General features: G+C 55.0%; 13 protein-coding genes and 1 pseudogene. 7 read left to right on the forward strand and 7 right to left on the reverse strand.

Annotated features, from left to right (window positions below):
• Nucleotides 1–226, forward strand: a 226-nt coding sequence (locus ACR0BU_RS03215; protein WP_480736297.1) for a hypothetical protein, incomplete at its 5' end; no start/stop codon positions are given.
• A gap of 291 nt (nucleotides 227–517) precedes the next feature.
• Nucleotides 518–1,207 carry a c-type cytochrome gene (locus ACR0BU_RS03220; protein ID WP_480736296.1) on the forward strand — a complete coding sequence of 230 codons (690 nt, stop codon included), beginning with the start codon at nucleotides 518–520 and terminating at the stop codon, nucleotides 1,205–1,207.
• 125 nt (nucleotides 1,208–1,332) lie between these two features.
• Here ACR0BU_RS03220 and ACR0BU_RS03225 read toward each other — a convergent pair.
• The 4 genes and pseudogenes from ACR0BU_RS03225 to ACR0BU_RS03240 all read right to left on the reverse strand — a co-directional run.
• Nucleotides 1,333–1,434: pseudogene (locus tag ACR0BU_RS03225) on the reverse strand (integrase core domain-containing protein); the annotation flags it as partial.
• A 545-nt stretch (nucleotides 1,435–1,979) separates the two neighbouring features.
• Nucleotides 1,980–2,459 (reverse strand): RidA family protein, encoded by a 480-nt coding sequence (locus tag ACR0BU_RS03230; protein ID WP_480736295.1) that lies wholly within the window; start codon nucleotides 2,457–2,459, stop codon nucleotides 1,980–1,982.
• A 23-nt stretch (nucleotides 2,460–2,482) separates the two neighbouring features.
• Nucleotides 2,483–3,241, reverse strand: coding sequence for an alpha/beta fold hydrolase (locus tag ACR0BU_RS03235; protein ID WP_480736293.1), 759 nt, complete (start codon nucleotides 3,239–3,241; stop codon nucleotides 2,483–2,485).
• A 96-nt stretch (nucleotides 3,242–3,337) separates the two neighbouring features.
• Nucleotides 3,338–3,784: a MarR family winged helix-turn-helix transcriptional regulator gene (locus tag ACR0BU_RS03240; protein WP_299891700.1), complete on the reverse strand. Its 447-nt coding sequence runs from the start codon at nucleotides 3,782–3,784 to the stop codon at nucleotides 3,338–3,340.
• 337 nt (nucleotides 3,785–4,121) lie between these two features.
• On the opposite strand from ACR0BU_RS03240, the gene ACR0BU_RS03245 reads away from it, so the two are divergent.
• The 3 genes from ACR0BU_RS03245 (at nucleotide 4,122) to ACR0BU_RS03255 (ending at nucleotide 7,431) form a co-directional block, all read left to right on the forward strand.
• On the forward strand, nucleotides 4,122–5,156 hold the full coding sequence (locus ACR0BU_RS03245) for an amino acid ABC transporter substrate-binding protein (protein ID WP_480736290.1): 1,035 nt from the start codon (nucleotides 4,122–4,124) through the stop codon (nucleotides 5,154–5,156).
• A gap of 72 nt (nucleotides 5,157–5,228) precedes the next feature.
• Nucleotides 5,229–6,362: an ABC transporter permease subunit gene (locus ACR0BU_RS03250; RefSeq protein WP_480736289.1), complete on the forward strand. Its 1,134-nt coding sequence runs from the start codon at nucleotides 5,229–5,231 to the stop codon at nucleotides 6,360–6,362.
• A 1-nt stretch (nucleotide 6,363) separates the two neighbouring features.
• Nucleotides 6,364–7,431, forward strand: a complete 1,068-nt coding sequence (locus ACR0BU_RS03255) for an amino acid ABC transporter permease (RefSeq protein WP_299891708.1) — start codon at nucleotides 6,364–6,366, stop codon at nucleotides 7,429–7,431.
• Between the two features lie 95 nt (nucleotides 7,432–7,526).
• Here the strand turns inward: ACR0BU_RS03255 and ACR0BU_RS03260 are convergent, their stop codons facing one another.
• The 3 genes from ACR0BU_RS03260 to metC are packed head-to-tail and all read right to left on the reverse strand — an operon-like array spanning nucleotide 7,527 to nucleotide 10,246.
• The gene (locus tag ACR0BU_RS03260; protein ID WP_480736287.1) at nucleotides 7,527–8,411 is read right to left on the reverse strand and encodes an MBL fold metallo-hydrolase; all 885 of its coding nucleotides are present in this window, start codon (nucleotides 8,409–8,411) and stop codon (nucleotides 7,527–7,529) included.
• A gap of 13 nt (nucleotides 8,412–8,424) precedes the next feature.
• Nucleotides 8,425–9,060, reverse strand: a complete 636-nt coding sequence (locus ACR0BU_RS03265) for a VOC family protein (RefSeq protein WP_480736285.1) — start codon at nucleotides 9,058–9,060, stop codon at nucleotides 8,425–8,427.
• Between the two features lie 10 nt (nucleotides 9,061–9,070).
• A complete protein-coding gene (gene metC / locus ACR0BU_RS03270) occupies nucleotides 9,071–10,246 on the reverse strand; it encodes a cystathionine beta-lyase (RefSeq protein ID WP_480755726.1) in 1,176 nt (391 codons plus the stop codon).
• A gap of 92 nt (nucleotides 10,247–10,338) precedes the next feature.
• On the opposite strand from metC, the gene ACR0BU_RS03275 reads away from it, so the two are divergent.
• Nucleotides 10,339–12,672 (forward strand): molybdopterin-dependent oxidoreductase, encoded by a 2,334-nt coding sequence (locus ACR0BU_RS03275; RefSeq protein ID WP_480736284.1) that lies wholly within the window; start codon nucleotides 10,339–10,341, stop codon nucleotides 12,670–12,672.
• Nucleotides 12,669–13,436 carry an IclR family transcriptional regulator gene (locus ACR0BU_RS03280; RefSeq protein WP_480736283.1) on the forward strand — a complete coding sequence of 256 codons (768 nt, stop codon included), beginning with the start codon at nucleotides 12,669–12,671 and terminating at the stop codon, nucleotides 13,434–13,436. The genes ACR0BU_RS03275 and ACR0BU_RS03280 overlap by 4 nt, the downstream gene beginning before the upstream one ends.
• Nucleotides 13,437–13,440 lie beyond the last annotated feature (4 nt).

Raw genomic sequence — 13,440 nt, forward strand, 5'->3', positions numbered from 1 at the left:
CTTCGTCAATGATACCCACACCATCACCGCGGACTTCATCAACGCTCCAACCGGAACCGGCAGCTTCACCAACACCACCGAGCTGGACCGGCTGTTCGGCGATATCGAACTGGGCGCAACACTGTTCGGCTCCGACCGCTTCAACCTCTCCGCAAGCTACCAGGGCCGCTTCTCATCAAACACAAACATCAACACCGCAAACCTCAAAATGGAACTCAAATTCTGAGGATAAATGATCAATTCAGGATCCCAACGTGCACTCGCCCCCTCTGACACCACTGAGCTAATGTGGATTATGGGACCACACAAGTGCCGGGCCCAGGAACACACTGACGCCAACAGGTCAGTTGATTTCTATTTGTGAGGAATGATGCGACTAGGATTTATTACTGTTGTGATGGCTACAGCTGCGTTTTGTGTTAGTGCGGAGCCGTCTATCGAACGAGGAGAATACCTCGTAAGAGGACCGGCAGGATGTGGAAACTGCCACACTCCACAAACCCCTAATGGACCTGACATGGAAAATGAATTGGGCGGGTTCATGGTTGAAAAGAACCCCGCTTTCGAAGCTTGGGCCGTAAATATCACACCGGGTGGCCGCGTTGCTGGCTGGACTGATGAGGAGCTTGCAACGGCGATCCGAGAGGGAATTCGACCTGATGGTTCTGTGATCGGGCCACCTATGCCGATGACCCTCTATAGAGGGCTTTCTGACGATGACGTGTATTCGATTGTAGCCTTCCTGCGCACGCTACGCGCCAGCAAGAATGAAACACCGTTTTCGACGTATAACATCCCGCTTCCTGCAGCTTATGGGCCGCCGGTTGAAAGCGTCACGGCGCCTCCGGAAGCGGTAAGTGTTGAATATGGCGAATATCTCGCAGGTCCGGTTGCGCATTGTATCGAATGCCATACACCCATGGGTGCAGAAGGTCCGATGTTCGAAACGCATCTCGGTGCGGGAGGGTTTGAGTTTCACGGGCCATGGGGTACGTCCGTGTCTTCCAACCTGACAACCCACGAAGATGGTCTTGCAAGTTACACCGACGAAGAACTAAAAGCCATGATAGTTGAAGGTATTCGTCCTGATGGGTCCAAGATGCTCCCCCCCATGGGCTACCACCACTATGCCGTGATGTCGAAAAACGATTTGGATGCTGTTGTTCTTTATTTACGTCAGCTCCCCCCTATCCCAGACGGGAGTTAGGGGAGTGTCTGTGTTGAACCATTCCGTGACGTCTAACTCTGGTGCTTGCATTTTCTTTGTCCTCAGTAGCAGGCAGCCGCCGTGGGTTCGGTGATCAGCCCCACTTGTGTGGTCCAATTTGATTGTTAGTGCATGACCGGCCTTTGGTCCATTTGAACGATGGTATCTGGGGCCGGCGGTTTATATCCCAGAGCACTGTGCGGGCGTTTTGTGTTGTAGTGTTTTCGAGAAAACAAGAAACGGACCTTTGAACAGAGCGCGGCGAAGGTTCCAAAGGAGCCCAAATCTCCAATTTTCTGCGACGCAACAGATGTCCGCTTTTTGGCTTTCCACTGCCTCAACGAACTCTCAGTTTTGGTTGTTAATTGGTGTTTCGTTTTGAAGAAATCAGTGCTGCGGCCACTAATGACAGCAACATGATCACACTGACGACCACCATCCCACCATTAGGCCGAAATAGCTACCTGTGATCATCCAGGAAATCGCGGCCAATGTCGGGCCAATTCGATGAAGCCGCGAGGAATACATGTAGCGCCGGCAATGGTTCCGGTTTCTTGAATCGCGGCTGTGTCGCGCACGTCGATGAACACGCCGTCGCCTTTTGCGTGAATAGCTACAGCCTCAGCTGGAGGCATTTTTTGACGACAGCAGTTGCATCGTCGAGGTAAGATTGAGCAGTTCTCATTTTGTTTCCTGAAGATTGGAAGGCAGAGCCGGAAACAGGTCCGGCTCTGTCTGGTCAGGATGTGGTCTTCACTCTTTTGTTCTGGTCTTACCTATAGGCAATAAGCGCCACTTCGACCAAAACCGGTGCACCTGATTTTCCGCCAGGCAACGCTTCAACTTCAACAGCCGCGCGGGCAGGCGGAATGTCACCTTCCTTCCAATAGGTGCCATAAACCTCGTTAAACGCACCGTAGTTGCCCATGTTGGTCACGAAGACGGTGGCGCGAACCGCATCGTTGAAGTCGTATCCGGCCTCACTCAGCACGGCGCGGATGTTCTCCATCACGATTTTGGTCTGATCCTGAATGTCGTTTTCGCCGTCGCGCGCATGTTCAGGAATTTCGCCGTTGACGTAGGCAATTTGGCCCGAGACATAGAGGAAACCATTGGCGGTTTTCACTCCAGGTGAGTAGGGGGCGATGGGAACGTTTCCAGCCGGATAGACCCCTGTCCGAGCGTCTTCTGCAAAGGCCATGCCGGAGCAGGCCAACGTGGCCGCCAAACATAGTTTGAGTAGTTCCTTCATTGTCATTCTCCCTTGATTTCCGATTACTTGGCAGCTTCGATAATCATGTTGGCGACGACATTGGGATAAGTAAGCATCGGGACGTGACTGGTGTCGACTTCAACCGCCTTTGCGTTCAGCTTGTCGACCTGTGCACGTTGTATATCTGTGTGCGTCATTCGATCCTGCGTTGAAACCACGGTGAAGTTGGGCTTGATTTTCCAGGCCGCATGTTTCACCGGTGTACCCAACGATGCACTGTTGATCGGACCTTGTGAGGCAGCAATCGCAGCGATCTCTTCTTTGGGCAGGTCGAAAGCGAAGTGTTCGGCCACGCCTTTGTCGGTCAGGCGATAGTAACCTGCAGGGTCCTTATCCAGGTGATCGAGCCCTTCAGCATGGGGGAAATCTGCGGTGTAGCTGCCAAGCGATTGCCCTTCGTCCGGTGCAAATGCCGCCACATAGACTAGAGACTGTACCTTGTCCTTCAGGCCAGCTTCAGTGATGACCATGCCGCCCCAGGAATGCCCAACCAGTACAACGGGTCCTTCGAGTCTTTCGATTGCTCGGTTTGTGGCCTCGATGTCCGCTTCCAGCGAACTGAGTGGAATTTGGACGGCAATAACGTTGAGCCCTGCGTCCTCTAGCAATGGTGTCACCCGGTTCCAAGCTGAGCCGTCCGCGAACGCACCGTGGACGAGCACCACGGATTTTGCGGTCAATGTCTGTGCATAGGTGGCAGAGCCAATAGCGATTGCGAATGCTGCGGCGGATACTGCTTTTAGTAGTGTTCGACGTTTCATAGTAGGCGCTCCTTGTTAAAGCTAGTGCGCTAGGTAATAGATATTAGCTAGTGCACTAGTCAAGTAACAAGATCATGAGCTTGGCTTATGTTTGCGTTATCCCATGGTTCTACGAAGGTCGCGAAGGTGTTTCATCAACGTATCGACCTGGCTATCCGTCACGCCTAACGCACATCCAAGACGCTCTGGAACATCCCGGGCACGTGCGCGCATTGTGTGACCTTTTTTCGTAAGAAACACCTCAAATCTACGCTCATCTTCTTTGCTGCGTTTCTTCTGGACGAGGTCGAGCGATTCCATGCGCTTCAGCAAGGGCGTAGTAGTTGCCCCCTCAAGTTCAAGGCAATCAGCGATTTCTTGGACGCTCCTGCCGTCCTTTTCCCAGAGAACAAGCATAGTCAAATATTGCGGGTAGGTAAGACCTAGTTCGTCCAGGATGCCAGAGTATTTTTTCGTAATAGCACGCGACGTCGAATACAGTGCAAAGCAAAGCTGCTCGTCAATCAAAGGTGCGGATTGTTCGTTGGTCTCGGCTTTTGACATCTATGTATTCCTCGTGAATTTCCAGTTTAATCCTAGGGCGCTAGGCAATCAAGTCGTGCAAATTCGTGTTTAATCCTCAACGAGCGAATTTTCCGCGTGGTTCCAAGCTCTGCTATACACTTCATCTTTCGAGTGCCGCGCCCTGATCTTCCATGAAACCGGAGAAAACATAATCACGGGCACTCGCTACGCGCCTAAAACCTGAGCGAAGATTCCGTGGTTTTTGAGTTCAACTGCGTGCCCCACTCTCGAAACTGTTGACTCGTTGCGGCAAGTTGTCCATTCTCTATATCGACACATCTGTGCCGAAATATAGAACAACAGTGGAGTTAGAAAAATGCAAGTCAAAGGTTTAGCGGCTGGATTGGCCGTTGCCGCGGGGCTCACATTCCCAAGTCTGGCGATGGCAGAAAGCCCTACTATCAAAGCAATTCAGGACCGCGGCACCTTGCTGTGCTCGGGGCACAACGGTTCCTATTTCGGTTTTGTCGAAGTGAATGATAAAAACGAGTGGAGAGGCCTGGATATCGATCTTTGCCGCGCGATGACGACAGCGCTGCTGGGCGATCCGGATAAGTCAAAGATCGTCCCATTGAGCTGGGCGCAGCGTTTCCCTGCGCTGCAATCGGGTGATGTGGATGTCATCATCAAAGCCACTGGCTGGACCATGGGCCGTGACACTGAGCTGGGTCTGCAGTTCTCAATCCCCTATTTCTTTGGTGGTGCTCAGTTCATGGCGCATGGTGATCTGGGGATCACCGAAGCAAAAGATCTGGCAGGCGGCACAATCTGTGTCGAAGCCGGCACTACGATCGAGCGTATTGCGGCAAATTATCTGCAAAGCCTTGGCGTTGAGCACACCATGGTCAGCTATGAAAAAGCATCGGAACTACGTGCGGCTTATCTAGCCAACCGCTGTGACAGCTTTGTCGCCTGGGGTCCATTCCTGGCGGTTCTGCGTGCCACCGAGATGGAAAACCCCGACGCACATGTGATCCTGAACGACCAACTGTCGAACGAGCCGATCTCGGCCGCGATGCGTCAGGGGGACGAAGACTTTGTCGACTTCACCAACTGGATGTTGGCCGCTCTGCTGATTGCCGAAGAGGAAGGCATCACCTCGGAGAATGTCGAAGAAATGGCAGCCAACCCGCCGAACCCGAAAATCGCGCGCCTACTGGGTGCAGAGCCGGGCATGGGTGAGCGTCTGGGCATCCGTGACACATGGGCCAAAGAGATGATCGCAGCCGTCGGCAACTATGGCGAGATTTACCACCGCAACCTTGGTGACAACAGCCCGTACAAACTGGAACGCGGTCTGAACAACCTCTGGAGCCACGGCGGCGTTCTGTACGCCCCGCAGCTTGACTAAGCGCTGACTTAGCCCGGGGCCGCGCGACGTTGCGGCCCCGCATTCTCCCCTAAAATCAGAAGATTAAGAGCCATGGACGCATCCGAACTGAAGGCGCGCGCCAACAGGCGCAAATTGATTATCCAAAGCGCGCTGATCGTGTTTTCTGCGCTGATCGTCATCAGCGCCATCCAAAGTGCCAAGGTCAATCTGAATGCGCTGGGTCTGGCCAGCGGCTTTGGCTTCCTTGAACGGTCAACCGGCTGGTCCTACTCTTTCTCGCTGATCGACCGGGATATCAACGACAGCTACGCCCGAACTCTGACCATCGGGTTTCTTAACACTGTTTTCCTGGGCTCTCTGACGATTGTGCTGTCCACGGTCTTTGGGTTTCTCATCGGGACATTCCGAGACGCGCGGAACCCGGCGCTGAAAACTGCTGCGACGGTCTATATCCAGACCTTCCGGAACATTCCGCTGATCCTGCAGGGCATCTTTTGGTATGCCGTTATGATTCACCTACCGGGGCCTCGGCAGGCGATGAACCTTGGGGAAGCGATTTTCCTGTCCAATCGCGGGCTGATGATTCCGCTGCTGAACGTGTCTTTGACAGTCGCTCTTGTCATGGCGTTGGTTCTAATTGCTGCAGCATTCTTTTTGTCGCGGATGAAGATCAGCTTTGCCAAGATCGTTCTGGCGCTGATCGGCTTGGGCTTTTTCATGATTCTGGTCGCAACCGGCCTGACAGTTCCGGCGGGTGAGGGCGCGATTTCATGGCCCGCGCTCAAGGGCCTGCGGTTTGAGGGTGGCCTGACGATCTCACCAGAACTGCTGGTCATGATCATCGCCATCACGCTGTATGGCTCAGCCTATATCGCCGAGGTCGTACGCGGTGGCCTTGCCGAAGTGCCCAAAGGCCTAGTTGAGGCAGGTGAGGCGTTGGGGCTGACCCAACGTGCGATCTGGGCACGGATCAAGATGCCCATGGCGCTGCGGACGATTATTCCGCCGCTTGGCAACCAGTGGATTTTCATCATGAAAGCCACAACCATCGGTGTCGCCATCGGGTTCTCTGACCTGTTCTACATCGTCTCGACCTCGATCACGCAGTCCGGGCAGACGCTGGAACTGATCGCCATCCTCATGGGCGCGTTCCTACTGGTCAATTTCTCGATTGCTCAGTTCATCAATTGGCTGAACGAAAGCCTAAAACTGAAGGCGCATTGATATGGCTGACGCGGTACTTAACAAGAAATTCGACTGGGAGAAATTCCGCCGCCGCTCGTTCACCACGCCGACGGATTCGATCATCACGGTTGTAGTCTTCGCAGGCCTCACATGGCTGGTATGGCAGGCGCTCAGTTGGGGTGTGTTTCACGCGGTGTGGAGCGCGGACAATGTTGAGGAATGTGGCCATGGCGGGGCGTGTTGGTCGGTTATTGATGCCCGGCACCGGCTGATCCTGTTTGGTCTTTACCCGTACGACGAACACTGGCGGTCGGCCTTGGCCTGTTTGTCGATTATTGGCACGGTCATCATTTCGTGTTTTCCTTGGACCTGGACGGCCAAGCGCCTGTCGACCCTCTGGATCGTGGGCTTTGCCACCTACTTCCTTTTGATGGAAGGCAGCCTGTTGGGTCTGCCGCAGGTCACTACGGACCAATGGGGCGGTTTGGCTCTGACATTGTTCCTGTTCTCCAGCGTTGTTCTGATCGGGATGCCGATGGGGCTGGGTCTGGCGTTGATGCGCCGGTCCGAGATGCCTGTCGTGCGCGGGTTTGCCTCGCTGGTGATCGACACGATCCGCTCACTACCGTTGCTGACAACCCTTTTCACAGCCGCAGTGGTGATCCCGATCCTGCTGCCAAGTTGGCTGGAAGGGGACAAGATCTGGCGCGTGATCATTGCTTTTGGCTTGTTCTTCGCTTGCTATCAGGCCGAAGTGCTGCGTGGTGGTTTTCAGGCCATCACCAAGGGGCAGTTCGAAGCGGGCAAGGCGCTGGGTCTGACCTATTGGCAGATTCTGGGGCGCATTGTGCTGCCGCAGGTGTTCCGTCACGCGCTGCCTGCCACAGTCAACAACGTAGTTGTGACCTTCAAGGAAACCGCGATCGTGATCATCATCGGGTTCTTTGATGTGCTCGCCTCCGCCAATGCGGCCTTCGGTACCGGTGAATGGGCGCCATATTACATCGAAGTGCTGGCCTTTGTCGCCGCGATCTACTGGGTGTTCCTGTTTGGCCTTGGCCAGTACGGAGAATATCTCAAGCGGCGTATGAAAGTTGCAGAGCGGTAATTCTCCCCAACCTTCCTTGATCCGCAACTGCAAAAGCAACCGTCCATCTGAAACCAGATGGGCGGTTTGTTTTTTTGTGAGTGGTGGTTTGGGAATTACAGCTTGTTAATGGGGGTCTTGAGCATCATGTTCCCCTCGTCATCCTCGGGCACCTCACCGCCGCGCATGTTCACCTGAAGCGATGGCAGGATTAGCTTTGGAACGGCCAACTGTGCGTCGCGTTCGGTGCGGAACTTGATGAATTCTTCCCGCGACTTGCCGCCGCCAACATGGATGTTCTTGGCCTTCTGTTCACCAATTGTGGTTTCCCACGCAATCGCTCGCCCTCCGGGGCCGTAATCGTGACAGATGAAAAGCCGCATTTCATCGGGCAGCGAAAGAACCCGTTGGATCGAGTCATAAAGCTGCCCGGCATCGCCACCCGGGAAGTCGGCGCGCGCTGACCCTCCGTCCGGCATGAACAGTGTGTCGCCAACAAAAACGGCGTCACCGATCACATGGACCATGCAGGCGGGTGTGTGACCCGGTGTGTGAAGCGCAAAGCAGGACATGCCGCCCAGCTGATACGCCTCGCCGTCCGCAAAAAGAGCATCAAACTGCGATCCGTCCCGCTGAAACTCTGTGCCTTCGTTGAAGATTTTGCCAAACGTGTCCTGAACGGTTTGTACATGCTCGCCTATGCCGATCTTGCCGCCCAGCTCCTGCTGCAGGTAAGGCGCGGCTGACAGGTGGTCGGCATGGACATGTGTCTCGATGATCCACTCAAGGGTCAGATCGTTCTCGCGAATGTAAGCAATGACCTGATCAGCGCTTTCAAAGGTCAGGCGACCGGCTGCAAGGTCAAACTCCATTACCGGATCGACAATGGCACAAGCTGTCGAGCCATGGTCGCGCACAACATAGGTGATGGTGTTTGACCCCGGATCAAAAAAGCCAGTAACCTCTGGTTTTTGTGACAGGTCGACCGATGTGATCGCCATTGGCACCTCCGTTTTAGTCGAGCGTAACCGTACCGATTGGGCTTTCCAGAACAAAAGAAAGCGCGGTGGAGCCTTCGGAAACTTCTGCTAGATGCGAGATTTGAAGTTTCTCGAAAATGTCCTTCAGGCGAGCCGCATCCGGCGTCTGCACTTGGACCTTCGAAAGCGTCACGCCCAGGTTCTGCTGGCCGGTCGATGGGTGCGGACCGGGGGACCATTCGATGAAGGCCGGAAGCAGACCGTTTTCCGGCAGGTGTCCGTCTTTTGGCACGGTCAGACGCCAGCTGCGGTCGCCGCGCTGGAAATGGACAACTTCGCCCAGATCAACCGGGCTGGCGGCGATGACAGCATCCAGATCATCGGTGTTCACCACCCAGCACAGCGCCCGAGGGCGCGCGTTCAGCCGGTCTTCCGTTGCGGGATCATCCAGGGTGAACCAGCGGACCCGGCCCGGATCGGGGGCATCGGGGTCGATTGCGATCAGTTCAAAGAAGCTCTCGTTCCCTGCCTGCATGACGCAGTTATGCGTGCTCATCGCATCGTGTTTCGAGCCTTGAGGCACCTCGACACCCAGCGCGTCCTTCATGGCCGCAACGCCTTGGGCCAGAGTGTCTGCGCCGATGGCAAAATGGTCGATCTTGTTGAGCATTCTCAAATCCTTACTGATCAAGCAGGGGGAGGGCGTTGGCGAGGTCTGCTTTCAGACTTTCAAGGTCCTCCAACCCGATATTGAAACGGACAAGCTGGCCGGTTTCCGACCACTCGGTCGCTGTGCGCACAGGCGTGACCGGCAGGGCGAGGCTTTCATATCCGCCCCAGCTGACACCTATTCCGAAATGGTGCAGCGCATCGACAAAGCGATGCACGGCGCTTTCGCTTGTGGTGTGGAAGATGGCGCCAAACAGCCCGGCAGCGCCGGTAAAATCCCGCTCCCAGTTTTCATGCCCGGGGCAGGAGGGCAGCGCCGGGTGCAGAACGGTTTTCACCTGCGGTTGATCTCCAAACCACCTTGCCATTTCGCGACCGGCTTTGTCGAAATGCTCCATCCGCAGCTTCAGTGTTCTGAGCCCGCGCAGGGCGAGTAGGATTTCCTGACCGCCGGTTTTATCGCCGACCTGCATCACCGCTTTGCGAATGATCTTTGCATAAGCGGCGTTGCTGGCGGTTATCCCCAGCATACAGTCCGAGTGGCCCGAGATGTATTTGCTGCCTGAGTAGACAACGACATCGACGCCCCATGACAGGGGTTGGCTGAAAACGGGCGTTCCCCATGTGTTGTCGACGATCGTGGGCACATTTGAAGATTGCGCCGCTGCTGCGATGGCCCGGATATCTGGCATCTCGAACGTGCCGGAGCCCGGGCTTTCAAACATAATAGCAGCGGTTTCGGCGCGGATCAGATCGCTGATTGCACTGCCGATCATCGGGTCGAAGTACTCGGTCTCGACCCCTTGCTGGGTTAGCAGCCCGTCGCAGAAGACGCGGGTGTTGCCGTAAACGTTGTCTGCGACCAGAACGTGGCAGCCGGGGTGGGTCAGCGCCATCAGCGACGTTGTGATGGCGGCCACGCCAGAGGATGTCAGCGTGATCGCTTCGGCGCCTTCAAGTTTTGCCAGCATCTGCTCAAGCTTAAAGGTCGCGGCATTGCCATAGCGCCCATAATAGAGTGTGCCGCTTTCATATCGCGCATCGCGTGCAGCAGCGAATTCGGCAAAGCTGTCGAAAACCATTGTTGAGCCGAGTTCTATCGGCATATTAACATGTCGACCCTCAACACGATCGGGACGTCCATCCTGCACAAGGCAGTCTGCTAGATTAAGTGGGATGTCTTGCACTTTTGTGCCCTCTAATGCTGTTCAGCATGATGACAGCCCACCAGTTTTGTGTCAATATTCGGAAAGACAGTACTTTATACCGGAACAAAGACGTGACCGCAGAGACGACCCGGACCCTGACCGGAAACCATTGGGGTGCTGGTATTTCAGAAACAAAGGGCGGCAAACTGGCCGCGGTTCACCCGCATCCTGACGACCCGAATCCTTCAGAGATCAACCGCAATATTGCCTCAAGTCTGAATGGTCGCGCGCGCGTATTGCGTCCGGCTGTCCGTCGCGGATGGCTGGAAGGCGAGGGCGTACGTGGGCGCGACAGTTTTGTCGAGGTCAGCTGGGATGACGCGCTGGAGCTAATTGCCGCCGAGCTGACCCGAATACGTCAAACCTTTGGCAACACAGCTATCTATGGCGGGTCATATGGGTGGTCCAGCGCGGGCCGTTTTCATCATGCTCAAAGCCAGCTTAAGCGTTTCCTAAACGGGCAGGGCGGGTTCGTCCGGTCCGAGGGTAACTATAGCTACAATGCTGCACTAGTACTGATGCCCCATATAGCAGGGCCGTTCCGGACCCATGTTGCACAGGCGACCCGTTGGCAGGTCGTCGCCAAACACACCGATCTTGTCGTAATGTTCGGGGGTATGGCCACGCGGAACACGCAGGTCAGTGACGGTGGTGTTGCCAAGCACAGGATGATGGACAATCTGAAGGCTTGTTCTGAAGCTGGAGTTAAGTTCGTGAACTGCAGCCCGCTGAAAAGTGATGCTGCGGATGAGATCAAGGCCGAATGGTTGCCGCCAAAACCCGGCACCGACACAGCGGTTATGATGGGACTTGCACACACCTTACTGTCCGAAGGGCTTCATGACCCGGAGTTTCTCGATCGATACACGGTCGGGTTTGACAAGATGGCGGCATATCTACGCGGCGAGGCCGATGGGGTCAAAAAATCAGCGGAATGGGCGGCTGCGATATCCGGTGTTCCAGCGGAACGCATTACATCCCTCGCACGCGAGATGGCAGCAGGCCGTACCATGATCACTTGTGCAGCGGCGCTTCAGCGAGCGGATTTCGGTGAACAGCCTTTGTGGATGGCGGTTACCTTGGCTGCGATGCTGGGACAGATCGGGTTGCCCGGCGGTGGTTATACCGTTGGATATGGTGTGAACGCCAATATAGGAAACATCGAGCGCCCCTTCCGCTGGGGTACATTCCCTCAGGGTAAAAACCCGATTTCGGATTTCATTCCGGTGGCAATGATCACAGAGATGCTTCTCAATCCGGGCGAGGAGTACCAGTACAACGGGGAGAGCCGTGTTTTCCCGGATATTCGCATGGTCTGGTGGGCTGGAGGGAATCCATTTCACCACCATCAGGATTTGCGGCGTCTACACAGGGCATTTCAGCGACCGGAAACCATCATTGTGAACGAGTTGAACTGGACTTCGACGGCTCGTCACGCAGACATTGTCTTACCTGTCGCAGCGCCGCAGGAGCGCACGGATTTTGGCGGTGGCAAATCAGACAATGCTCTGGTGCCCATGCCTGCGTGTGCAGAACCTCCGGGGGAAGCGCGGGCAGAATTCGACGTCTATGCTGATCTCGCTGAACGTCTGGGAACTGCGGAGCAGTTCTCCGAAGGGCTAGACAGTGACGGTTGGTTGCGCCGTATCTGGGATCAGACGCAAAAGGCAGCCAGCGCATCCGGAGAGAGTATTCCTGACTGGCAGACGTTCATCAGCGGTGATGTTGTTGAGCTGAAGGACCCGTCGCCCACTCAGGTCTTTATGGCTGAGTTCCGGCAGGACCCCGAAGCGAACCCTTTGCAGACACCAAGTGGCCGCATCGAAATCTATTCGGACCGTATTGCCGGGTTTCATTTGGACGACTGTAAGGGACACGCGACATGGTTTCAGCCTCGAGATGCCGCTGCGGGCAAACAGACTCTCTATCTGCTGTCCGGTCAACCGGGCACAAGGTTACACTCTCAACTAGACAATGGCGACTATAGCCTGAGCCGGAAAATACGGGGGCGCGAGCCGGTTCTGATCCATCCGGACGATGCGGCGGAACGGGGTATTGCAGGCGGCGATATCGTAGAACTGTTCAACGATCGAGGTCGTTGTTTAGCGGGCGCACGCATCACAACTGATATTTTGAAGGGTTGTGTATTTTTGTGGACCGGCGCCTGGTATGACCCCGACTATGACGCACCACAGGACCGTGACCGGCATGGCAACCCGAACGTACTGACCCATGACATGCGCACGTCGAGCCTGACCCAAAGTCCGGCTTCACATTCTACAATGGTCGATATGCAGCGCTATGAAGGAGAGGTTCCTGATTTGATTGTTCATGACCAACCTGCGTTTGAAGACGCTTCGCGTTCTGCTATACAGCACAAGTTGCGAGGAAAGGATAAGCAGTGAGCGAGACACCCAAAGAACCTAAGGTCGATTCTACTCTGTCCAAAGGCTTGGCTATTCTGGAAAACCTCGCTGCGTCTCAGGGTAGCAAGGGTGTAACTGAGCTCTCCCGCGAACTGGAATTGACGAAATCTAATACATTTCGTCTTTTGCAGACCTTAAACACGCTTGGTTATGTCAAACACCTTGATGACAAGACATATGCTGCAACCTTGAAAACCTGGCAAGTTGGGCGCAGTTCCGTCGAAAACCTGAATCTGCGTGCCGCAGCTGCCCCCGAGATGGCGTATCTAAGTCAAGAAACGGGCGAAGCTATCTATCTTGCTGTGCCGGAAGGTTTGAATGTCATCTATATTGACAAGGTTGAAAGCCTGAAGCCTATCCGATCTTGGAACCCCGTGGGTGGAAGTGCGCCCATTTACTGTGTCGGAACGGGCAAGGCCATTCTGTCGAGCAATTTTGAGCAATTCCGCGAAAAGCTGAATGGTCAATTGGCGCGATACACTGACAAAACCCTGACGACGCTGGATGAACTAGAGGCAGATGTACAGGAAACTTGTAAACAGGGTTATGCCTTTGACCGCGGAGAGTTCCGCGATCGTATTCTAAGTTTTGGCGCACCTATCCTTTTGCCAGATGGAGAGGCGATCGCCGCCCTTGGCATCTCACTCCCCGACATCAACCTAAGTGAAGGCGGAGAAGACCGTTTAGGCAGATTGGTTCATCACGCCGCAGAAAGCGTGACGCAGAAGCTGCGCCAACTTTAGCCCG

The organism is Ruegeria sp. CK2 (genome assembly GCF_056536585.1).

What these genes read in the sequence shown, in the direction of transcription:
- ACR0BU_RS03235 (WP_480736293.1), bottom strand. Translation starts at nt 3,241, where the DNA reads ATGAAACGTCGAACACTACTAAAAGCAGTATCCGCCGCAGCATTCGCA.
- ACR0BU_RS03265 (WP_480736285.1), bottom strand. Translation starts at nt 9,060, where the DNA reads ATGCTCAACAAGATCGACCATTTTGCCATCGGCGCAGACACTCTGGCC.
- ACR0BU_RS03255 (WP_299891708.1), top strand. Translation starts at nt 6,364, where the DNA reads ATGGCTGACGCGGTACTTAACAAGAAATTCGACTGGGAGAAATTCCGC.
- ACR0BU_RS03240 (WP_299891700.1), bottom strand. Translation starts at nt 3,784, where the DNA reads ATGTCAAAAGCCGAGACCAACGAACAATCCGCACCTTTGATTGACGAG.
- ACR0BU_RS03220 (WP_480736296.1), top strand. Translation starts at nt 518, where the DNA reads ATGGAAAATGAATTGGGCGGGTTCATGGTTGAAAAGAACCCCGCTTTC.
- ACR0BU_RS03245 (WP_480736290.1), top strand. Translation starts at nt 4,122, where the DNA reads ATGCAAGTCAAAGGTTTAGCGGCTGGATTGGCCGTTGCCGCGGGGCTC.
- ACR0BU_RS03250 (WP_480736289.1), top strand. Translation starts at nt 5,229, where the DNA reads ATGGACGCATCCGAACTGAAGGCGCGCGCCAACAGGCGCAAATTGATT.
- ACR0BU_RS03260 (WP_480736287.1), bottom strand. Translation starts at nt 8,411, where the DNA reads ATGGCGATCACATCGGTCGACCTGTCACAAAAACCAGAGGTTACTGGC.
- ACR0BU_RS03230 (WP_480736295.1), bottom strand. Translation starts at nt 2,459, where the DNA reads ATGAAGGAACTACTCAAACTATGTTTGGCGGCCACGTTGGCCTGCTCC.